The 20,228-nt window shown below is 55.8% G+C and carries 14 protein-coding genes, 4 tRNA genes, 3 rRNA genes and 1 riboswitch; of the genes, 14 read left to right on the top strand and 7 right to left on the bottom strand.

Annotated features, from left to right (window positions below; translation table 11 throughout):
* Nucleotides 1–12 precede the first annotated feature (12 nt).
* Complete coding sequence (gene argH, locus D781_RS21395; protein ID WP_015962303.1) at nt 13–1,386, top strand: argininosuccinate lyase; 1,374 nt, start codon at nt 13–15, stop codon at nt 1,384–1,386.
* 58 nt (nt 1,387–1,444) lie between these two features.
* Here the strand turns inward: argH and D781_RS21390 are convergent, their stop codons facing one another.
* The 3 genes from D781_RS21390 to D781_RS21380 form a co-directional block, all read right to left on the bottom strand.
* The gene (locus D781_RS21390; RefSeq protein WP_015962302.1) at nt 1,445–1,771 is read right to left on the bottom strand and encodes a toxin-antitoxin system HicB family antitoxin; all 327 of its coding nucleotides are present in this window, start codon (nt 1,769–1,771) and stop codon (nt 1,445–1,447) included.
* Entirely contained in the window at nt 1,758–2,018 is a 261-nt protein-coding gene (locus D781_RS21385; RefSeq protein WP_015962301.1) for a hypothetical protein, read from the bottom strand. The genes D781_RS21390 and D781_RS21385 overlap by 14 nt, the downstream gene beginning before the upstream one ends.
* Before the next feature lie 226 nt (nt 2,019–2,244).
* Complete coding sequence (locus tag D781_RS21380; RefSeq protein ID WP_015962300.1) at nt 2,245–2,976, bottom strand: glutathione peroxidase; 732 nt, start codon at nt 2,974–2,976, stop codon at nt 2,245–2,247.
* Between the two features lie 151 nt (nt 2,977–3,127).
* Between D781_RS21380 and oxyR the strand changes: the two genes are divergently transcribed.
* Complete coding sequence (gene oxyR, locus D781_RS21375; RefSeq protein ID WP_015962299.1) at nt 3,128–4,045, top strand: DNA-binding transcriptional regulator OxyR; 918 nt, start codon at nt 3,128–3,130, stop codon at nt 4,043–4,045.
* On the opposite strand, the gene sthA is transcribed toward oxyR, so the two are convergent.
* Entirely contained in the window at nt 4,028–5,425 is a 1,398-nt protein-coding gene (gene sthA / locus D781_RS21370; protein WP_015962298.1) for a Si-specific NAD(P)(+) transhydrogenase, read from the bottom strand. The genes oxyR and sthA overlap by 18 nt on opposite strands.
* Before the next feature lie 216 nt (nt 5,426–5,641).
* Here sthA and fabR point away from each other — a divergent pair, with 216 nt between their 5' ends.
* Both fabR and D781_RS21360 read left to right on the top strand, forming a co-directional pair.
* A complete protein-coding gene (gene fabR / locus D781_RS21365) occupies nt 5,642–6,274 on the top strand; it encodes an HTH-type transcriptional repressor FabR (protein WP_015962297.1) in 633 nt (210 codons plus the stop codon).
* 17 nt (nt 6,275–6,291) lie between these two features.
* Nucleotides 6,292–6,666: a YijD family membrane protein gene (locus D781_RS21360; protein ID WP_015962296.1), complete on the top strand. Its 375-nt coding sequence runs from the start codon at nt 6,292–6,294 to the stop codon at nt 6,664–6,666.
* 45 nt (nt 6,667–6,711) lie between these two features.
* Here D781_RS21360 and trmA read toward each other — a convergent pair whose 3' ends face one another.
* Nucleotides 6,712–7,815, bottom strand: coding sequence for a tRNA (uridine(54)-C5)-methyltransferase TrmA (trmA, locus tag D781_RS21355; protein WP_015962295.1), 1,104 nt, complete (start codon nt 7,813–7,815; stop codon nt 6,712–6,714).
* A gap of 119 nt (nt 7,816–7,934) precedes the next feature.
* Nucleotides 7,935–8,148, top strand: a riboswitch (cobalamin riboswitch).
* A 66-nt stretch (nt 8,149–8,214) separates the two neighbouring features.
* Here trmA and btuB point away from each other — a divergent pair.
* The 9 genes from btuB to D781_RS21310 all read left to right on the top strand — a co-directional run bounded on the left by btuB (nt 8,215) and on the right by D781_RS21310 (nt 16,917).
* Complete coding sequence (btuB, locus tag D781_RS21350) at nt 8,215–10,083, top strand: TonB-dependent vitamin B12 receptor BtuB (RefSeq protein ID WP_015962294.1); 1,869 nt, start codon at nt 8,215–8,217, stop codon at nt 10,081–10,083.
* On the top strand, nt 10,028–10,891 hold the full coding sequence (murI, locus tag D781_RS21345) for a glutamate racemase (protein ID WP_015962293.1): 864 nt from the start codon (nt 10,028–10,030) through the stop codon (nt 10,889–10,891). Before btuB ends, murI begins: the two co-directional genes overlap by 56 nt.
* Nucleotides 10,892–11,265: 374 nt before the next feature.
* Nucleotides 11,266–12,807: ribosomal RNA gene (locus D781_RS21340) — 16S ribosomal RNA — on the top strand.
* Nucleotides 12,808–12,881: 74 nt separating this feature from the next.
* Nucleotides 12,882–12,958: transfer RNA gene (locus tag D781_RS21335), tRNA-Ile, on the top strand.
* Between the two features lie 129 nt (nt 12,959–13,087).
* A tRNA-Ala gene (locus tag D781_RS21330) sits at nt 13,088–13,163 on the top strand.
* Between the two features lie 332 nt (nt 13,164–13,495).
* Nucleotides 13,496–16,403 (top strand): 23S ribosomal RNA (locus D781_RS21325).
* Nucleotides 16,404–16,506: 103 nt separating this feature from the next.
* Nucleotides 16,507–16,622: ribosomal RNA gene (gene rrf / locus D781_RS21320) — 5S ribosomal RNA — on the top strand.
* Together the 16S, 23S and 5S rRNA genes with 4 tRNA genes alongside form the textbook arrangement of a ribosomal RNA operon.
* Before the next feature lie 91 nt (nt 16,623–16,713).
* A tRNA-Asp gene (locus D781_RS21315) sits at nt 16,714–16,790 on the top strand.
* Between the two features lie 51 nt (nt 16,791–16,841).
* Nucleotides 16,842–16,917, top strand: a tRNA-Trp gene (locus D781_RS21310).
* 200 nt (nt 16,918–17,117) lie between these two features.
* On the opposite strand, the gene hdfR is transcribed toward D781_RS21310, so the two are convergent.
* Complete coding sequence (gene hdfR / locus D781_RS21305) at nt 17,118–17,945, bottom strand: HTH-type transcriptional regulator HdfR (protein ID WP_015962292.1); 828 nt, start codon at nt 17,943–17,945, stop codon at nt 17,118–17,120.
* A 120-nt stretch (nt 17,946–18,065) separates the two neighbouring features.
* On the opposite strand from hdfR, the gene D781_RS21300 reads away from it, so the two are divergent.
* Nucleotides 18,066–18,404 carry a DUF413 domain-containing protein gene (locus D781_RS21300; protein ID WP_015962291.1) on the top strand — a complete coding sequence of 113 codons (339 nt, stop codon included), beginning with the start codon at nt 18,066–18,068 and terminating at the stop codon, nt 18,402–18,404.
* Nucleotides 18,405–18,429: 25 nt separating this feature from the next.
* Here the strand turns inward: D781_RS21300 and D781_RS21295 are convergent, their stop codons facing one another.
* Nucleotides 18,430–19,950 (bottom strand): YifB family Mg chelatase-like AAA ATPase, encoded by a 1,521-nt coding sequence (locus D781_RS21295; protein WP_015962290.1) that lies wholly within the window; start codon nt 19,948–19,950, stop codon nt 18,430–18,432.
* Nucleotides 19,951–20,228: the final 278 nt, after the last annotated feature.

Below are 20,228 nucleotides of genomic sequence, written 5' to 3'. Positions count from 1 at the left end.
CAGGAGCAGATTATGGCACTTTGGGGCGGGCGGTTCAGTCAGGCGGCGGATCAGCGGTTCAAACACTTAAACGACTCACTGCGTTTCGACTATCGCCTGGCGGAGCAGGACATTGTCGGCTCCGTCGCCTGGTCGAAAGCGCTGGCGACCGTCAACGTACTGACGGTGCAGGAGCAGCAGCAGCTGGAGCAAGCGCTGAACGCCCTGTTGACGGAAGTGCAGGCGGATCCGCTGGCGATCGTGCAGAGCGATGCGGAAGATATCCACAGCTGGGTGGAGCAGAAGCTGATCGAGAAGGTTGGCGATCTGGGCAAAAAGCTGCACACCGGGCGCAGCCGTAACGATCAGGTGGCGACCGATCTTAAGCTGTGGTGCAAACAGCAGGTCGGCGATCTGCTGACGGCAATCGTACAATTGCAGCAGGCGCTGGTGGAAACTGCCGAAGCTAACCAGGACGCGGTGATGCCGGGGTATACTCACCTGCAGCGTGCGCAGCCGGTGACCTTTGCCCACTGGTGTCTGGCGTATGTTGAGATGCTGGCCCGTGACGAAAGTCGTCTGCAGGATACCCTGCAGCGGCTGGATGTCAGCCCGCTGGGCTGCGGCGCGCTGGCGGGCACCGCCTATCCTATCGACCGCGAACAGCTGGCCGGCTGGTTGGGGTTTGCTTCCGCCACCCGCAACAGCCTGGACAGCGTTTCCGACCGCGACCACGTGCTGGAGCTGCTGTCCAACGCCTCTATCAGCATGGTGCACCTGTCGCGCTTTGCTGAAGACCTGATCTTCTTTAACAGCGGCGAGGCGGACTTTATTGAGCTTTCCGACCGTGTCACCTCCGGTTCGTCGCTGATGCCGCAGAAGAAAAACCCGGACGCTCTGGAACTGATCCGCGGTAAATGCGGCCGCGTGCAGGGCGCACTGACCGGCATGATGATGACGTTAAAAGGCCTGCCGCTGGCGTATAACAAAGACATGCAGGAAGACAAGGAAGGGCTGTTCGACGCGCTCGATACCTGGATGGACTGCCTGCAGATGGCGGCGCTGGTGCTGGACGGTATTCAGGTGAAGCGTCCGCGCTGCCAGGAAGCGGCGGAGCAGGGCTATGCCAACGCCACCGAGCTGGCGGACTATCTGGTCGCCAAGGGCGTGCCTTTCCGTGAGGCGCACCATATCGTCGGCGAAGCGGTGGTTGAAGCCATTCGTCAGGGCAAGGCGCTGGAAGCTTTGCCGCTGGCCGATTTGCAGCAGTTCAGCAGCGTGATTGGCGATGATGTCTATCCGGTGCTGTCGCTGCAGTCCTGCCTCGACAAGCGTTCGGCCAAAGGCGGCGTATCGCCGCAGCAGGTTGCCAGCGCCATTGCCGCCGCCAAACAGCGGCTGGCATAACGGCAAAGGCCGGTGAACAGCGTTAAAGGCGCGGCGTGATGCTGCGCCTTTTTTTTTCTCAGCCGGTAAGGCGCGAGCACAGATAACGGTTCAGGCTGACGCCGTCCTCCATGGCGTTCATCGCCAGACGGCGGTGTTGTTCGGGGGGCAGGCGTAGCACCAGGCGGCCGCTAAACTGCTTTTCCGCGAGCGCTTCCGGCGGCGTTTCCCCGTTGGCGAGCATTTCCGCCACTACGTTATGCACCAGCTGTTCGATGCCGGCCAACGCGGCGCTGCGTCTCGGCGCCAGCCAGGACAAGGAGGGAAATTCGGTGCACAGCCCGACAAATTCCTGGTCTTCTGCCGACCAGGTAATGCGATAAGTGTAATGTTCAAGCTGATCCATGTTGTCCCTCCAGTCTGCTCAAGGCATCAATAACCTGCTTCACCTGATAAGCTTTTGCCGTGTTGCCCCGGCCCTGTTGAATATTCACTCTGGGATCGCCGGGCCAGGGCATGGCGTAAACCCGATGACTGCCGCCGTTGATGCGGGGGTTGCCGAACCAGCGATCGCAGATCCTGACCAGCTCGTTGAATTTGATGCTGGCGATGCGCTGCTGCAGCATGGCGATATCTTCCGTGATCTCTTTCATCACGACAACTCCATTTTAGTATCATTATTGGTATCAATTCAATGTTTGTGGCATGAAAATGCCGGGAAAGCGCAGCGAGGGCAACCAAAAGAAGGTGAAGCTGGAATGGGTGACGCAAAAAACGGGCAGGTCTGTCTGGTGGGGATTTATTTTCGGCAGGATAAAAAAGGCGGGCCATTTCATCAGGCCCGCCAAATGCTTACAGGAGTTTGTTGTTACTCGTTAATCAGACTGACAGGAATTTTTCCAGGTCGTCGCTGCCGCCGATATGACGGCCGCCGATAAATACCTGCGGCACGGTGGCGCGGCCGCTGACGGCGCGCAGGCTGACGGTGGTCGCATCCTGGCCCAGTACGATCTCTTCATACTGCATGCCGCGCTCTTGCAGCATCTGTTTGGCTTTGGCGCAGAACGGACAGCCCGGTTTGGTGAATACGGAGATAGACTCCTGCACTTTAAATTCCGGCGCCAGATATTTCAGCATGGTGTCGGCATCAGACACTTCAAACGGGTCGCCCGGTTTGTTGGGTTCCACAAACATCTTTTCGACCACGCCGTTGCGTACCAGCATGGAGTAGCGCCATGAACGCGGGCCGAAGCCGAGCTCGGCTTTCTCAACCAGCATATTCATGCCTTTGGTGAATTCGCCGTTGCCGTCCGGAACGAAGGTAATATTTTCGGCGTGCTGGTCTGCCTTCCAGGCGTTCATTACGAAGGTATCGTTAACGGAAACGCACAGGATGCTGTCGACGCCATTCTGTTTAAATACGCTGAACAGCTCGTTATAACGCGGCAGGTGGCTGGAGGAGCAGGTCGGGGTAAAGGCGCCCGGCAGGGAAAACACCACCACGGTCTTATCTTTAAACAGGTCATTGGTGGTGATATCCATCCACTGGTCGCCTTGGCGGGTGTGGAACGTAACCTGAGGGACTTTTTTGCCTTCTTGGCTGGTAAACATAGAATAACCCCTTAATAAGATAAAATAATTTTTTTCGGCTGACGTGACGTCGCTTCGTTGATGAACATTATTCACGTCGGGGCTTGATAGTTCTAATCACTCATTGCTATCTTATCTATCGCCACGGTCTATCGTGGCATGGAGGGAAACAATGAATATTCGTGATTTAGAGTACCTGGTCGCCTTGGCCGAGCACCGCCACTTCCGGCGCGCTGCCGATTCATGCCATGTCAGCCAGCCCACGCTTAGCGGCCAGATCCGTAAACTGGAAGATGAACTGGGCGTGATGCTGCTCGAACGCACCAGCCGCAAGGTGCTGTTTACTCAGGCGGGTCTGCTGCTGGTGGAACAGGCGCGCACCGTACTGCGTGAAGTCAAGGTGTTAAAGGAGATGGCCAGCCAGCAGGGGGAAACCATGTCCGGGCCGCTGCATATCGGTTTGATTCCGACGGTGGGGCCTTACCTGCTGCCGCAGATTATCCCGACGTTGCATAAATCCTTCCCGAAGCTGGAAATGTATCTGCACGAAGCGCAAACCCAGCAGCTGTTGGCTCAGCTCGACAGCGGCAAGCTGGACTGCGCGATTCTGGCGCTGGTGAAAGAGACCGAAGCCTTTATTGAAGTGCCGCTGTTTGACGAACCGATGAAGCTGGCGGTCTATTCCGACCACCCGTGGGCGCAGCGCGAGCGCGTTGCGATGCCGGATCTGTCAGGGGAAAAGCTGCTGATGCTGGAAGACGGCCACTGCCTGCGCGATCAGGCGATGGGCTTCTGCTTCCAGGCCGGTGCGGATGAGGACACCCATTTCCGCGCTACCAGTCTGGAGACGCTGCGCAACATGGTGGCCGCCGGCAGCGGGATTACGCTGCTGCCTTCACTGGCGGTGCCGTCGGAACGCGAGCGTGACGGCGTGTGCTATCTGGATTGCTATAAACCGGAGCCGAAACGCACTATTGCGCTGGTGTATCGCCCCGGCTCCCCGCTGCGCAGTCGTTACGAGCAGCTGGCCGAGGCGATTCGCGAGCATATGCAAGGTTACATTGGCTCGACGTTAAAACAGGCGGTTTAAGCCGTTGAGCGCCGCCACCCGGAAGGCTTCGGCCATGGTCGGATAGTTGAAGGTAGTATTAACGAAATACTCGATGGTATTACCTCCATTTTTCTGTTCCATGATCGCCTGGCCGATGTGAATGATCTCGGCGGCGCGCTCGCCAAAGCAGTGGATCCCCAGGATCTCCAGCGTTTCACGGTGGAACAGGATCTTCAGGCTGCCGACGTTCATGCCGGCGATTTGCGCCCGCGCCAGGTGTTTGAACTGGGCGCGGCCCACTTCATACGGCACTTTCATCGCCGTCAGCTCCTGCTCGGTTTTGCCGACGGAGCTGATTTCCGGAATGGTATAAATCCCGGTCGGGATATCGTCAATCAGGTGTCCGCCCACTTCACCGCTGGAGATCGCCTGCGCGGCGATGCGGCCCTGGTCGTACGCGGCGGAGGCCAGGCTCGGATAGCCGATGACGTCGCCCACGGCGTAGATATGCGGCACCGCAGTCTGGTACATGCTGTTGACCTTCAGCAGCCCGCGGCTGTCTGATTCCAGGCCGATATTCTCCAGCGCCAGCGAATCGGTGTTGCCGGTACGGCCGTTGGCGTACAGCAGGCAGTCCGCTTTCACTTTCTTGCCGGATTTCAGGTGTACGATAACCCCGTTATCCACCCCTTCGATTTTCTCGTACTCTTCGTTATGACGGATCACCACGCCATTGTTCCAGAAGTGGTAGGAGAGGGAGTCCGACATTTCCTGATCGAGGAACGCCAGCAGCCGATCGCGGGTGTTGATCAGATCGACCTTGACGTTCAGGCCGCGGAAGATCGAGGCGTATTCGCAACCAATCACCCCGGCGCCATAAATAATGATGTGGCGCGGTTCATGGTTCAGCTCCAGGATGGAGTCGCTGTCATAAATGCGCGAATGGTTAAAGTCGACGCCGGCCGGATGATAAGGGCGTGAGCCGCAGGCGATAACGATATGCGCCGCGCTGACCGTGTCCTGCGTGCCGTCCGGGTAAGTGACGCTGACGGTATTGGCGTCGATAAAGCGGGCGTCGCCGGCAAACAGTTTGCACTGGTTGCGCTCATAGAACCCCTGACGCATACGCGTTTGCTGATTAATCACGTTGTCGGCGTGGCGGAGGATGTCAGGGAAAGTGGCGCTGAGCGTGCGGGAGTTATTGTAGAGCGGGTTTTGGTTAAATTCGATAATGCGGCTGACGGCGTGGCGGAGGGCTTTCGACGGGATGGTGCCCCAATGGGTGCAGCCACCGCCGACGTTATTGAACCGTTCGATAACGGCCACGCGGGCGCCTTGTTTCACCAATCCCATCGCGGCACCTTCGCCGCCAGGGCCCGAGCCAATAATTATGGCGTCAAATTGATAGTGCTGTTGCATGTAGGAGGGACCTATTCTTATACAAAATTACAACGGTATCTTAACATCATAGCGCCGCTCACCCAATCACCATTAGGCTTTTTGAGGCAAAGTGCGACAGAGAGCCGGTATCATGGCCGCAGAGTGCGTTTGTATAAATGCTGTTGCAATAAAATTTGCTATATTGCCAGCCTTACGGCGTTAGACTGAGAGAATGGAAGTTATCTGGATATGCATATGGGCGTCAGAGCACAACAGAAAGAAAGGACGCGTCGTTCCCTGATTGAGGCGGCGTTTAGCCAACTCAGCGCCGAACGCAGTTTCGCCAGCCTGAGCCTGCGAGAGGTTTCTCGCGAGGCGGGGATTGCGCCGACTTCGTTTTATCGTCACTTCCGCGATGTGGATGAGCTGGGGCTGACGATGGTCGATGAAAGCGGCCTGATGCTGCGCCAGCTGATGCGGCAGGCGCGCCAGCGCATTGCCAAGGGCGGCAGCGTAATCCGCACGTCGGTCTCCACCTTTATGGAGTTTATCGGCAATAACCCCAATGCGTTTCGTCTGTTGCTGCGCGAACGCTCCGGCACGTCTGCGGCATTTCGCGCCGCGGTGGCGCGTGAAATCCAGCATTTTATTGCTGAACTGGCGGATTACCTCGAATTGGAAAACCATATGCCGCGCAGCTTTACCGAAGCGCAGGCCGAGGCAATGGTAACGATCGTGTTTAGCGCCGGCGCCGAAGCGCTGGATATTGATATTGAGCAGCGCTGCCAGCTGGAAGAGCGGCTGGTGCTGCAATTACGCATGATCTCCAAAGGCGCTTACTACTGGTATCGCCGTGAGCAAGAAAAAACGTCTGTGTCCCACGTATAAAAAGAAGGTGAAAAGTAATGGAAAAACCAGGCCGTGAGAATGGCACCTTACTGCTGGCATTGGTTGCCGGCCTTTCTGTTAACGGTTCTTTTGCCGCACTGTTCAGCTCGGTCGTGCCGTTTTCGGTCTTCCCGCTGATTGCTTTGGTGCTGGCGGTGTACTGCCTGCACCAGCGTTATCTTAACCATCCGATGCCGGACGGCATGCCAAAACTGGCGGCGGGCTGCTTTTTGCTGGGGCTGCTGCTGTATAGCGCCATTGTGCGTGCGGAATATCCGCAGATCGGCTCCAACTTCCTGCCGTCGATTCTGTGCGTAGCGCTGGTGCTGTGGCTGGGCGTGAAGCTGAAGGCGCGTAAAGCGGTCAGCGTTGAGAACGGCCCGCAGTCGTAAGTGCGGCAGATGCCGGACGCCGCTGAGCGCCCGGCATCATCACGGTTAGGCGCGTTTTTCCAGCAGGACGCCGCACTCCATATGGTGGGTGTACGGGAACTGATCGAACAGCGCCAGACGCGTGACCTGATGCGTCTCCTGCAAAGTTGCCAGATTGGCGCACAGCGTTTCCGGATTGCAGGAAATATACAGAATGCGCGGGTAGGCCTGCACCATCTTCACCGTCTCATCATCCAGCCCGCTGCGCGGCGGATCGACAAAAATCGTCTCACAGTTATAGTCACCCAGTTCAATGCCCTGCAGACGGTTGAAGCTGCGCACGCCGTTCATCGCCTGGGTAAACTCTTCCGCCGACATCCGAATAATTTGCACGTTATCGATCTGATTGGCGGCGATATTGTATTGCGCCGCCGCCACTGAAGGCTTGGCGATTTCGGTGGCCAGCACGCGTTCAAAGTTGCGCGCCAGCGCCAGCGAGAAGTTGCCGTTACCGCAGTACAGCTCCAGCAGATCGCCTTTGGCGTCGGCGGTAACGTCCAGCGCCCACTCCAGCATTTGCACGTTCATCGCCGCGTTAGGCTGGGTGAAGCTGTTTTCCACCTGGCGGTAAATCATGTCGCGGCCGGCGACCGGCAGCACTTCATCGACGTAATCCTGATCCAGCATGATTTTCATTTTTGACGCGCGGCCGATCAGGTGCAGGTCGAAACCTTGCGCGCGCAGCGCGTCGCGCAGCTGTTCCGCATGCTGCCGCCACTCGTCGTCCAGTTTGCGGTGATACAGCAGCGACGCGATGATTTTGCCGCTTTGCGTGGAGAGATAGTCAATCTGGAACAGTTTACGCCGCAGGATAGGTTGCGGTTTGATGGCGGCGATCAGCGCCTGCATCAGACGGTTAATCAGTTCACTGGCGGCCGGGAAACGATCGACGCGGATGCGCTGTTTGGTCTGCTGATCGAACATGATGTGGTACATCTCGTCTTCATCATGCCAGATGCGGAACTCGGCGCGCATGCGGTAGTGCTGGACTGGCGAGCGGTACACTTCCGGCTCGGGCGCCCCGAACGGCGACATCATGGTGTTCAGGCGGCTGGTTTTTTCCGCCAGCTGCTCGTCGTAGCGTTCAATCGGCAAATTCTCGGGGGTCATGGTCTTCTCGTCAGTCAAATTGGATCAGCGGGGATTGTAGGGAATTGGGCCGTGAAGTCCAGTTTTGTCCGTCGCCATGTTGCGGCCTAGATTGGAAGTCTAGACATCCATTTGCATTGATCGTAGCATTGCCGTCCGGCCTCAAGCAGCGAGTGAAAAGGGAATCCGGTGGGAATCCGGAGCTGACGCGCAGCGGTATGGGGAAGTCACGGCGATAGCGTAACCACGCAGACACTGTCCACTGCAGGACGGGAAGTCATCGCCCGGTGTCGGCGGCTCTCTGCCGCCGGCAAATCCCAAGCCCGAAGACCTGCCGGTATTACGTCGCAATGCCCCTGTTCGCGCGAATTTCGGCCGGGGATCTGCGGCATCCGCCAATTAAGTTTGGATGCTTTTCTCATGATAACGATAAAAAATACGCTGTTGGCGGTGGCTTCCTCTGCCACGGCCTTTTCCGTCTGGGCGCAGGACAGCGCAGCAATCAACAACAACGGCGATAACCTGGTGGTCTCGGCCAACCGTTTTTCGCAACCTGTTTCTTCCGTTCTGGCGCCGACGTCGGTGGTGACCCGCAATGATATCGAGCGCTGGCAGGCGAAAAGTCTGACCGACGTGATGCGTCGCCTGCCGGGGGTCGACGTGGCGCAAAACGGCGGTATGGGGCAGAACAGCTCGCTGTTTATTCGCGGCACCAACTCCAGCCACGTCCTGCTGCTGATCGACGGCATTCGCCTGAATCAGGCCGGCGTCAGCGGCTCTTCCGACCTGAGCCAAATTCCCCTCTCGCTGGTGCAAAAAGTGGAATATATCCGCGGCCCGCGTTCGGCGGTGTATGGCTCTGACGCCATCGGCGGCGTGGTCAACATTATCACCACCCGTAACAAGAACGGCACCGCGCTGTCCGCCGGCCTTGGCTCCAATGGCTATCAGGCCTATGACGCCGCGACTCAGCAGCCGCTGGGGGATAACACCGTCGCCACCCTGGCCGGCAACTATACCTATACCAAAGGGTATGACGTGGTTGCCTACGGCAGCACCGGTATGCAGAGCCAGCAGGACCACGATGGCTTTATGAGCAAGTCGCTGTATGGGTCGGTTCAGCACCAGTTCAATGAACAGGTCAGCGGCTTCTTCCGCGGCTATGGCTATGACAACCGCACGGCGTATGACGGCTACTATTCGCCCGGCTCGGCGCTGGTGGATACGCGTAAGTTGTACAGCCAAACCTGGGACAGCGGCGTGCGCTATCAGCAGGGCATTTATGCCAGCCAGCTGGTCGGCAGTTACAGCCACAGCAAAGATTACAATTACGATCCGCGCCTTGGGCAGTATGCCAGCTCGGCGCGGTTGGACGATGTGGAGCAATACAACCTGCAATGGGGGAACACCTTGCAGGTCGGGCAAGGTACGCTGAGCGCCGGCGCCGACTGGCAGGATCAGAAAATCAAACCGAATACCGCATCGGTGACGGAAGAAAAAAGCCAGCGCAATACCGGCCTGTACCTGACCGGCCAGCAGCTGTTTGGCCCGCTCACGCTGGAAGCCGCGGTACGCGGCGATGATAACTCCGAGTTTGGCTGGCATGGCACCTGGCAGACCAGCGCGGCGTGGGAGTTTGTGGAAGGCTATCGCTTTATCGCCTCCTACGGCACCGCGTTTAAAGCGCCGAATATGGGGCAGCTGTACAGCGACTTTTATGGCAACGGCGATCTGAAGCCGGAAGAGAGTAAACAGTGGGAAGGCGGCTTTGAGGGGCTGAGCGGGTCGGTGAGCTGGCATGTGTCCGCTTACCGTAATGACGTTGATAACCTGATTGACAGCGACCCGGTGACTTACCGCTATTACAACATCGGCAAGGCAAGGATTAAGGGCGTTGAGGCTACCGCCTCATTTGACACGGGTCCATTCACCCATCAGCTGGGGTATGACTATGTGGATGCGCGTAATGCCAAAACCAACGAGCTGCTGCCGCGCCGCGCCAAACAGCAGGTGAAGTATGAGCTGGACTGGCAGGTGTACGACCTTGACTGGGCGGTTACCTACCACTATCTGGGGCAGCGTTACGATAAAGACTACAGCGGTTACCCGGCGCGCAGCGTGAAGCTGGGCGGCGTCAGCCTGTGGGATCTCGCGGTGTCGTATCCGGTCACATCACATCTGACAGTTCGTGGTAGAATTGCCAACCTGTTTGATAAAGATTATGAGACGGCATATGGCTACGCTACTCCAGGGAGAGAGTACTACCTCACCGGAAGCTATACCTTCTAATTCCACCGCGACGCCGCGCCCGACGGTGCTGGTATTTGATTCCGGCGTCGGCGGGTTGTCGGTGTATCAGGAGGTTCGGCAGCTGTTGCCGGATCTCCACTATATATACGCTTTCGATAATGTGGCGTTCCCTTATGGTGAAAAGTCCGAGGAATTTATCGTCGAACGCGTGCTGGAGATTGTCGGCGCCATACAGCAGCGGCATCCTCTGGCGATTGTGATTATTGCCTGTAATACCGCCAGCACCGTTTCTTTACCCGCTTTACGTGAACGTTTTGACTTTCCGGTGGTGGGCGTGGTGCCCGCTATCAAGCCTGCCGCCCGCTTGACGGTGAATGGCACCGTTGGGCTGCTGGCAACGCGCGGTACCGTACAGCGCGCCTATACCCGTGAATTGATCGACCGCTTCGCGACCGACTGCCAGATTGAGCTGTTGGGCTCATCCGAGCTGGTGGAGCTGGCGGAAGCGAAACTGCATGGCGCAGAGGTGCCGCTGCCGGCGCTGAAGAAAATTCTGCAGCCTTGGCTGAGCATGCGCGAGCCGCCGGATACGGTAGTGTTAGGCTGCACCCACTTCCCACTGTTAACAGAAGAGCTGATGCAGGTGCTGCCGGCAGGGACGCGGCTGGTGGATTCCGGCGCGGCGATTGCCCGTCGTACTGCCTGGCTGATCTCAACGCAGGAAAATGTGGTCTCGACGCAGGATGATAATCTGGCTTACTGTTTAGCGCTAAATGAAGATACCGATGCTTTATTACCCGTTTTACAGGGTTATGGCCTCAAATCGCTGAAAAAACTGTCGCTTTAGCGCTATTTTGTTTAAATGTTCGACGGTTGAAAAGTTTTTTTAAATTAGGGGTTGCGGCGTTCTGAGAACTCCCTATAATGCGCCTCCACTGACCGGGAACAACGACTGACAAGCCGCCGGGTCAGCGAGAAGAGAGCGAAATAAACGCTTGACTCTCCGGGCGAAAAGCGTAGTATACGCAGCCCGCGCCGATGAGAATTATCTCCGGCGATGCTCTTTAACAATTTATCAGACAATCTGTGTGGGCACTCACAAGACGATATCCAGCATCTTCGGATGCAAAAAAATATCAAGTCTTGAAGAGTGACTAACTGAAGTAAAATTCATGCAGTAAATCTTTGAGCAACAGCTATTAACTTAGCGAATCAAGCTTTTAATTGAAGAGTTTGATCATGGCTCAGATTGAACGCTGGCGGCAGGCCTAACACATGCAAGTCGAGCGGCAGCGGGAGGAAGCTTGCTTCCTCGCCGGCGAGCGGCGGACGGGTGAGTAATGTCTGGGGATCTGCCCGATGGAGGGGGATAACCACTGGAAACGGTGGCTAATACCGCATAACGTCGCAAGACCAAAGTGGGGGACCTTCGGGCCTCACACCATCGGATGAACCCAGATGGGATTAGCTAGTAGGTGGGGTAATGGCTCACCTAGGCGACGATCCCTAGCTGGTCTGAGAGGATGACCAGCCACACTGGAACTGAGACACGGTCCAGACTCCTACGGGAGGCAGCAGTGGGGAATATTGCACAATGGGCGCAAGCCTGATGCAGCCATGCCGCGTGTGTGAAGAAGGCCTTCGGGTTGTAAAGCACTTTCAGCGAGGAGGAAGGTGGTGAACTTAATACGTTCATCAATTGACGTTACTCGCAGAAGAAGCACCGGCTAACTCCGTGCCAGCAGCCGCGGTAATACGGAGGGTGCAAGCGTTAATCGGAATTACTGGGCGTAAAGCGCACGCAGGCGGTTTGTTAAGTCAGATGTGAAATCCCCGAGCTTAACTTGGGAACTGCATTTGAAACTGGCAAGCTAGAGTCTCGTAGAGGGGGGTAGAATTCCAGGTGTAGCGGTGAAATGCGTAGAGATCTGGAGGAATACCGGTGGCGAAGGCGGCCCCCTGGACGAAGACTGACGCTCAGGTGCGAAAGCGTGGGGAGCAAACAGGATTAGATACCCTGGTAGTCCACGCCGTAAACGATGTCGATTTGGAGGTTGTGCCCTTGAGGCGTGGCTTCCGGAGCTAACGCGTTAAATCGACCGCCTGGGGAGTACGGCCGCAAGGTTAAAACTCAAATGAATTGACGGGGGCCCGCACAAGCGGTGGAGCATGTGGTTTAATTCGATGCAACGCGAAGAACCTTACCTACTCTTGACATCCAGAGAACTTTCCAGAGATGGATTGGTGCCTTCGGGAACTCTGAGACAGGTGCTGCATGGCTGTCGTCAGCTCGTGTTGTGAAATGTTGGGTTAAGTCCCGCAACGAGCGCAACCCTTATCCTTTGTTGCCAGCGATTCGGTCGGGAACTCAAAGGAGACTGCCAGTGATAAACTGGAGGAAGGTGGGGATGACGTCAAGTCATCATGGCCCTTACGAGTAGGGCTACACACGTGCTACAATGGCGTATACAAAGAGAAGCGAACCTGCGAAGGCAAGCGGACCTCATAAAGTACGTCGTAGTCCGGATTGGAGTCTGCAACTCGACTCCATGAAGTCGGAATCGCTAGTAATCGTAGATCAGAATGCTACGGTGAATACGTTCCCGGGCCTTGTACACACCGCCCGTCACACCATGGGAGTGGGTTGCAAAAGAAGTAGGTAGCTTAACCTTCGGGAGGGCGCTTACCACTTTGTGATTCATGACTGGGGTGAAGTCGTAACAAGGTAACCGTAGGGGAACCTGCGGTTGGATCACCTCCTTACCGAAAGATATCCTGACTGTGCAGTGTCCACACAGATTGTCTGATGAAAAAGTAACGAGCAGAAATACCTTTATAGGCTTGTAGCTCAGGTGGTTAGAGCGCACCCCTGATAAGGGTGAGGTCGGTGGTTCAAGTCCACTCAGGCCTACCAAATTCTTCCTTATGCTGCGTTATGCTCCCGGTCGTTTACCGACGTAAACTTCCCGGTCGCATGCCTTGCCTAAGAAAGAATTAACTCTTTGCGAGTTGGTAATAACAAAGGTATTGCACGCGATTATATGGGGCTATAGCTCAGCTGGGAGAGCGCCTGCCTTGCACGCAGGAGGTCAGCGGTTCGATCCCGCTTAGCTCCACCATATAAGTCCGAATATCAATACTTCAGAGTATATTGGCAACAGTATGCTGCGAAGTATTTTGCTCTTTAACAATCTGGAACAAGCTGAAAATTGAAACATGACGGCTGAAACTTGTCCCTCCGTAGAAGTTTGGGATGAGGAGTAACCTGTCATAGAGTCTCTCAAATGTTTTACAACCCTTAGCAGGTTGAGCGAGCCAAGTGAAGTCAAGGCGCCCAGCGCGGAGGAAGCGGAGTGGACTGAATGTCCATGAGCATTCCGAGCACTGCGTAACGCAGAATTCACGACGCGCAGCCAACCGGCCAGACAGAAGAAACATCTTCGGGTTGTGAGGTTAAGTGACTAAGCGTACACGGTGGATGCCTAGGCAGTCAGAGGCGATGAAGGGCGTGCTAATCTGCGAAAAGCGTCGGTAAGGTGATATGAACCGTTATAACCGACGATACCCGAATGGGGAAACCCAGTGTGTTTCGACACACTATCCTGTCATGAATACATAGTGGCAGGAGGCGAACCGGGGGAACTGAAACATCTAAGTACCCCGAGGAAAAGAAATCAACCGAGATTCCCCCAGTAGCGGCGAGCGAACGGGGAAGAGCCCAGAACCTGAATCGGCTTGTGTGTCAGTGGAAGCGTCTGGAAAGTCGCACAGTAAAGGGTGATAGTCCCGTACACGAAGATGCACAGGTCGTGAGTTCGATGAGTAGGGCGGGACACGTGTTATCCTGTCTGAATATGGGGGGACCATCCTCCAAGGCTAAATACTCCTGACTGACCGATAGTGAACCAGTACCGTGAGGGAAAGGCGAAAAGAACCCCGGCGAGGGGAGTGAAATAGAACCTGAAACCGTGTACGTACAAGCAGTGGGAGCACCTTCGTGGTGTGACTGCGTACCTTTTGTATAATGGGTCAGCGACTTATATTTTGTAGCAAGGTTAACCGAATAGGGGAGCCGTAGGGAAACCGAGTCTTAACTGGGCGTCTAGTTGCAAGGTATAGACCCGAAACCCGGTGATCTAGCCATGGGCAGGTTGAAGGTTGGGTAACACTAACTGGAGGACCGAACCGACTAATGTTGAAAAATTAGCGGATGACTTGTGGCTGGGGGTGAAAGGCCAATCAAACCGGGAGATAGCTGGTTCTCCCCGAAAGCTATTTAGGTAGCGCCTCGTGAACTCATCTTCGGGGGTAGAGCACTGTTTCGGCTAGGGGGCCATCCCGGCTTACCAAACCGATGCAAACTCCGAATACCGAAGAATGTTATCACGGGAGACACACGGCGGGTGCTAACGTCCGTCGTGAAGAGGGAAACAACCCAGACCGCCAGCTAAGGTCCCAAAGTCATGGTTAAGTGGGAAACGATGTGGGAAGGCACAGACAGCCAGGATGTTGGCTTAGAAGCAGCCATCATTTAAAGAAAGCGTAATAGCTCACTGGTCGAGTCGGCCTGCGCGGAAGATGTAACGGGGCTAAACCATGCACCGAAGCTGCGGCAGCGACGCTTAGGCGTTGTTGGGTAGGGGAGCGTTCTGTAAGCCGTTGAAGGTGGCCTGCGAGGGTTGCTGGAGGTATCAGAAGTGCGAATGCTGACATAAGTAACGATAAAGCGGGTGAAAAACCCGCTCGCCGGAAGACCAAGGGTTCCTGTCCAACGTTAATCGGGGCAGGGTGAGTCGACCCCTAAGGCGAGGCTGAAAAGCGTAGTCGATGGGAAACAGGTTAATATTCCTGTACTTGGTGTTACTGCGAAGGGGGGACGGAGAAGGCTAGGCTAGCCGAGCGACGGTTGTCTCGGTTTAAGCGTGTAGGGGGGTGTTCCTGGTAAATCCGGAACGCTATTAACCCTGAGGCGTGATGACGATGCACTACGGTGCAGAAGTAGTTGATGCCAAGCTTCCAGGAAAAGCCTCTAAGCTCCAGGTAACATCAAATCGTACCCCAAACCGACACAGGTGGTCAGGTAGAGAATACCAAGGCGCTTGAGAGAACTCGGGTGAAGGAACTAGGCAAAATGGTGCCGTAACTTCGGGAGAAGGCACGCTGGCGCGTAGGTGAAGTCCCTTGCGGATGGAGCTGAAGCCAGTCGCAGATACCAGCTGGCTGCAACTGTTTAATAAAAACACAGCACTGTGCAAACACGAAAGTGGACGTATACGGTGTGACGCCTGCCCGGTGCCGGAAGGTTAATTGATGGGGTTATCCGTAAGGAGAAGCTCTTGATCGAAGCCCCGGTAAACGGCGGCCGTAACTATAACGGTCCTAAGGTAGCGAAATTCCTTGTCGGGTAAGTTCCGACCTGCACGAATGGCGTAATGATGGCCAGGCTGTCTCCACCCGAGACTCAGTGAAATTGAACTCGCTGTGAAGATGCAGTGTACCCGCGGCAAGACGGAAAGACCCCGTGAACCTTTACTATAGCTTGACACTGAACATTGAGCCTTGATGTGTAGGATAGGTGGGAGGCTTTGAAGTGTGGACGCCAGTCTGCATGGAGCCATCCTTGAAATACCACCCTTTAATGTTTGATGTTCTAACTCGGCCCCATAATCTGGGGTGAGGACAGTGTCTGGTGGGTAGTTTGACTGGGGCGGTCTCCTCCCAAAGAGTAACGGAGGAGCACGAAGGTTAGCTAATCACGGTCGGACATCGTGAGGTTAGTGCAAAGGCATAAGCTAGCTTGACTGCGAGAGTGACGGCTCGAGCAGGTGCGAAAGCAGGTCTTAGTGATCCGGTGGTTCTGAATGGAAGGGCCATCGCTCAACGGATAAAAGGTACTCCGGGGATAACAGGCTGATACCGCCCAAGAGTTCATATCGACGGCGGTGTTTGGCACCTCGATGTCGGCTCATCACATCCTGGGGCTGAAGTAGGTCCCAAGGGTATGGCTGTTCGCCATTTAAAGTGGTACGCGAGCTGGGTTTAGAACGTCGTGAGACAGTTCGGTCCCTATCTGCCGTGGGCGTTGGAAGATTGAGAGGGGTTGCTCCTAGTACGAGAGGACCGGAGTGAACGCACCACTGGTGTTCGGGTTGTCATGCCAATGGCACTGCCCGGTAGCTAAGTGCGGAAAAGATAAGCGCTGAAAGCATCTAAGCGCGAAACTTGCCTCAAGATGAGTCTTCCCTGGGCCTTTAAGGCCCCTGAAGGAACGTTTAAGACTAAGACGTTGATAGGCTGGGTGTGTAAGTGCAGCGATGCATTGAGCTAACCAGTACTAATGAACCGTGAGGCTTAACCTTACAACACCGAAGGTGTTTTAGAGAGATTGGTTGATATTTTCAGTGAAGTTCCGAGATTGGTTCTGATGGCTACGAGGTAGCGGTCGGGATGAAACAGAATTTGCCTGGCGGCAATAGCGCGGTGGTCCCACCTGACCCCATGCCGAACTCAGAAGTGAAACGCCGTAGCGCCGATGGTAGTGTGGGGTCTCCCCATGCGAGAGTAGGACACTGCCAGGCATCAAATAAACGTTATCAGCGTGACGTCTGATGATCGCAAGGTTGAAAAGAGACCTTGCTGCTTTGTAAAAAGCAACGTAACAGAATCGGTGGAGCGGTAGTTCAGTTGGTTAGAATACCTGCCTGTCACGCAGGGGGTCGCGGGTTCGAGCCCCGTCCGTTCCGCCACTTATTTAGATTATGCCTGCTGATAAGCAGGCATAATGGTAAGCACGATTTAGGGGCGTAGCTCAGTTGGTAGAGCACCGGTCTCCAAAACCGGGTGTCGCGAGTTCGAGTCTCTCCGCCCCTGCCATATTAAAAACCCTTTGCGCAAGCGAAGGGTTTTTTGCTTTTGAGCCCCGCCAATTTTTCCTTTCACGTTGAATCTTTCTGCGATGGTGATGCGCTTATTATCGGCAAAAGGCTCTATTGCCGCCTAAAAGGCCCATGAGGCCTTTTGGATTAATACAGAGCCTACCCCTACCATTAAAAAATTAAAACGGCTGTAGCGCCTCATGCCGCGGTATTTAAAGGTATTTTTAGTAACTGACGAATAAGCGGCTGCTGATCGCTGTTTTGCAACCAAACGGCATACAGCGGGCGCGTAATACTTGGCACTTCCGCGTTGGCGACCAGGTTCGGATACTCTTTTTCCCACTGGCTTGGCAAAAAAGCGCAGCCGCCGGTGGTTTCCAACAGCTGACGTGTCAGGTGCGCTGAGGTGGTCGTCAGAACCGGCACGGTCTCCGCATCCAGCATGCGGCTTTCCTGCTGATGAAAATCCGCTCCCCATTCCAGTTTGATATAGGGCATCGGCGTCTGTTGATCGCGCTGCGATGAGGAAAAGAGTCGTAACGAAAAGTTGCCCAGCAGCTGGCTGGTTAATTCATCCATTTTGGGTGGCTCGGTGGTAATCAGTAAATCGAGCTGTCTTTCGTGCAGCTGTTTTACCAGCGAATGCCGCAATGCGATGCGTGCTTCCAGCTGTAATGTCTCCCGCTGTTGGTAAAGCGACTGGAGCCACGGGGTCAGGTAGGCTTCCCATAATGATGCGCTAGCGCCGATTGACAGTTCGCTGTGCTGAGGCGACCGTACGACCTCTTTTTTGGCCAGTTGCCAGGTGTTCATCAGGCTTTCCGCGTAGGGTAGCAGACGTTCTCCGGCCGGCGTCAGACGGATATTATTGCGGTGGCGGGTGAATAAATTCGCACCTAATTGATTTTCCAGCTGACGAATGCGGAAACTGACCGCGGACTGCGTTAAATACAGAGATTCTGCGGCTCGGCCAAAGTGACGCGTTCTACTGACCTCCAAAAAGGTTTTCAGTAATTCGGTATCCACGCCTTTCTCCAAAATTTTTTTGTCGTTAAGATTTAAATGTTTTGTTTTACACGCTGTCAAGCGTATCTAATACTCCGCGCCATAAACAGCACGGCCATAAGAGAATTAGGAGCGTGTCAGATGGCGGATAGTTTCACCACGACTAATCGTTTTTTTGATAATAAACACTACCCTCGCGGGTTCTCCCGTCACGGCGATTTCACCATTAAAGAAGCGCAATTGCTAGAGCGTTTCGGCTATGCGTTCAATGAGTTGGATGCAGGGAAACGCCAACCAGCCACTGAGGAAGAACAGCTGTTCCTCGCAGTGTGCCGCGGTGAACGCGAGCCGGTTACCGAGCAGGAAAAAGTCTGGACCAAGTATCTGACGCGTACGCGTCGCCCGAAAAAATTCCATACTCTGTCCGGCGGTAAACCGCAGGCTGATGCGGTGGAAGATTACACCGACAGCGATGATTAAAAAAATGGGGCTTCGGCCCCATTTTTTATTCCAGGCTGCGATGTAGCTGGATCAGCAGGCGTTCCATCCGACGGTAGCCTAATGCTTCGCTGAGATGGTGGCGGGCAATATGTTTTTCTCCCGCTAAATCCGCCAGCGTGCGTGCTACCTTGAGGATGCGATGCCAGGCGCGTACGGATAATCCCAGCTTAAGCAAGGTTGTTTCTAGATAGTGGGCGTCGGCATCGCACAATGGGCAATCTCGATCCACTTCGCGTTTGCCGAGAATGGCATTAATTTTTCCGGCGCGCTGCAATTGCCGTTCCCGCGCCGCGATTACGCGCTGGCGCACCTGCTGGCTGCTTTCTCCCGGCTCCTGCTGTTTGCTGAGCGTACCGGGCGGCAGCAAGGGGACTTCAATCGATAAATCGAACCGGTCGAGAAATGGCCCGGAAAGTCGGCCCAGATAGCGCAGAACCTGCTGTGGCGGGGTTCGGTTATGCACGCCCTGATAATGACCGGTCGGGCTGGGATTCATGGCGGCGATCAGCTGAATCCGCGCCGGGAAGCAGACTTTGGCGCTGGCGCGAGAAATGACAATTTCCCCGGATTCCAAAGGCTCGCGCAGGGCGTCCAGCGTACGCCGTTCAAATTCGGGGAGTTCATCAAGGAACAGCACGCCGTTGTGCGCCATGGATATTTCCCCCGGACGCGGCAGAGAGCCGCCGCCGACCAGTGCCGCCATGGATGCGCTGTGGTGCGGCGCCCTGAATGGCCGCTGGCGCCACGGCAGCCTGCCGGCGGGCTGATGCTGCAGGCTGGCAACCGCAACGCTCTCCAGCGCCTCCTGGTCGGTTAGCGGCGGCAATAATCCCGGCAGGCGGCTTGCCAGCATGGTTTTGCCGGTGCCTGGCGGGCCGAGCAGCAACAGATTGTGACCACCGGCGGCGGCAATCTCCAGCGCCCGTTTGGCCTGTTCCTGGCCGATAATATCCTGCAGGTCCCCCCGGTTGTCGTTAGGCGGCGCGGCAGGAGGCTGGGCAAGCGACAGTTCACCCTGGCCCAGCAGAAAGGCGCAGACGGCCAACAGGTGCGTTGCAACCCGCGTTCCTTCTTTTGGCAGGAGGCCGACTTCCCCTTCATTTTCTGCCGGCAGGATCAGCCCTCTGCCATCCTGCTGCGCCGCCATTGCTGCGGGGATGGCGCCGCTGACGGCGCGCAATGCGCCGGACAGCGCCAGCTCGCCGAGAAATTCGTGTTCAGCCAGCCGATCTGCCGGGATCTGCTCCGAAGCGGCGAGGATCGCCAGAGCGATCGGCAGATCGTACCGGCCACCCTCCTTGGGCAGGTCCGCCGGCGCCAGGTTGACGGTGATGCGTTTCGCGGGAAAGGTAAAACCGTTGTTGAGCAGTGCGCTGCGTACCCGATCGCGCGCCTCCTTGACCGTGGTTTCCGGCAGGCCGACCAGCGTTAATCCGGGCAACCCGTTGCTGATATGAACTTCGACCGTCACCGACGGCGCCTGAACGCCCAGCGTAGCCCGAGTGAAAATAACCGCCAATGACATAGAGCCTCCTTACTCAGGCCGGCAGCATGCGCCTTCCTGGCCACCGCTGCAGGGCTTAATTGACGAAACTGCGCGGCTTATTCCGGAAAATATTCATTATTTCATTGCGATAGGCGTTTTTTGCGAGTGGGGCGGCAATACTGATTAACAATTCCGTGAACGATGCAACAAATTAGCAGGCTAACCAAGTTGCAACCGGAGAGTTAATGGGTGTATTTAACAATTGATTAAAATAAAAAACACTTAATCAACATAATCCCCGACCGTCGCCTACTCCG

This window comes from Serratia sp. FGI94 (assembly GCF_000330865.1).
Taxonomy (GTDB): domain Bacteria; phylum Pseudomonadota; class Gammaproteobacteria; order Enterobacterales; family Enterobacteriaceae; genus Serratia_B; species Serratia_B rubidaea.
Note: the sequence above shows the minus strand (reverse complement) of the source record. Positions and strands in the feature narration are given on the sequence as shown.

Excerpts from the sequence above, each read along its gene's own strand:
- argH (WP_015962303.1), top strand. The coding sequence starts at position 13 with ATGGCACTTTGGGGCGGGCGGTTCAGTCAGGCGGCGGATCAGCGGTTC.
- D781_RS21390 (WP_015962302.1), bottom strand. The coding sequence starts at position 1,771 with ATGGATCAGCTTGAACATTACACTTATCGCATTACCTGGTCGGCAGAA.
- D781_RS21385 (WP_015962301.1), bottom strand. The coding sequence starts at position 2,018 with ATGAAAGAGATCACGGAAGATATCGCCATGCTGCAGCAGCGCATCGCC.
- D781_RS21380 (WP_015962300.1), bottom strand. The coding sequence starts at position 2,976 with ATGTTTACCAGCCAAGAAGGCAAAAAAGTCCCTCAGGTTACGTTCCAC.
- oxyR (WP_015962299.1), top strand. The coding sequence starts at position 3,128 with ATGAATATTCGTGATTTAGAGTACCTGGTCGCCTTGGCCGAGCACCGC.
- sthA (WP_015962298.1), bottom strand. The coding sequence starts at position 5,425 with ATGCAACAGCACTATCAATTTGACGCCATAATTATTGGCTCGGGCCCT.
- fabR (WP_015962297.1), top strand. The coding sequence starts at position 5,642 with ATGGGCGTCAGAGCACAACAGAAAGAAAGGACGCGTCGTTCCCTGATT.
- D781_RS21360 (WP_015962296.1), top strand. The coding sequence starts at position 6,292 with ATGGAAAAACCAGGCCGTGAGAATGGCACCTTACTGCTGGCATTGGTT.
- trmA (WP_015962295.1), bottom strand. The coding sequence starts at position 7,815 with ATGACCCCCGAGAATTTGCCGATTGAACGCTACGACGAGCAGCTGGCG.
- btuB (WP_015962294.1), top strand. The coding sequence starts at position 8,215 with ATGATAACGATAAAAAATACGCTGTTGGCGGTGGCTTCCTCTGCCACG.
- murI (WP_015962293.1), top strand. The coding sequence starts at position 10,028 with ATGGCTACGCTACTCCAGGGAGAGAGTACTACCTCACCGGAAGCTATA.
- D781_RS21300 (WP_015962291.1), top strand. The coding sequence starts at position 18,066 with ATGGCGGATAGTTTCACCACGACTAATCGTTTTTTTGATAATAAACAC.
- D781_RS21295 (WP_015962290.1), bottom strand. The coding sequence starts at position 19,950 with ATGTCATTGGCGGTTATTTTCACTCGGGCTACGCTGGGCGTTCAGGCG.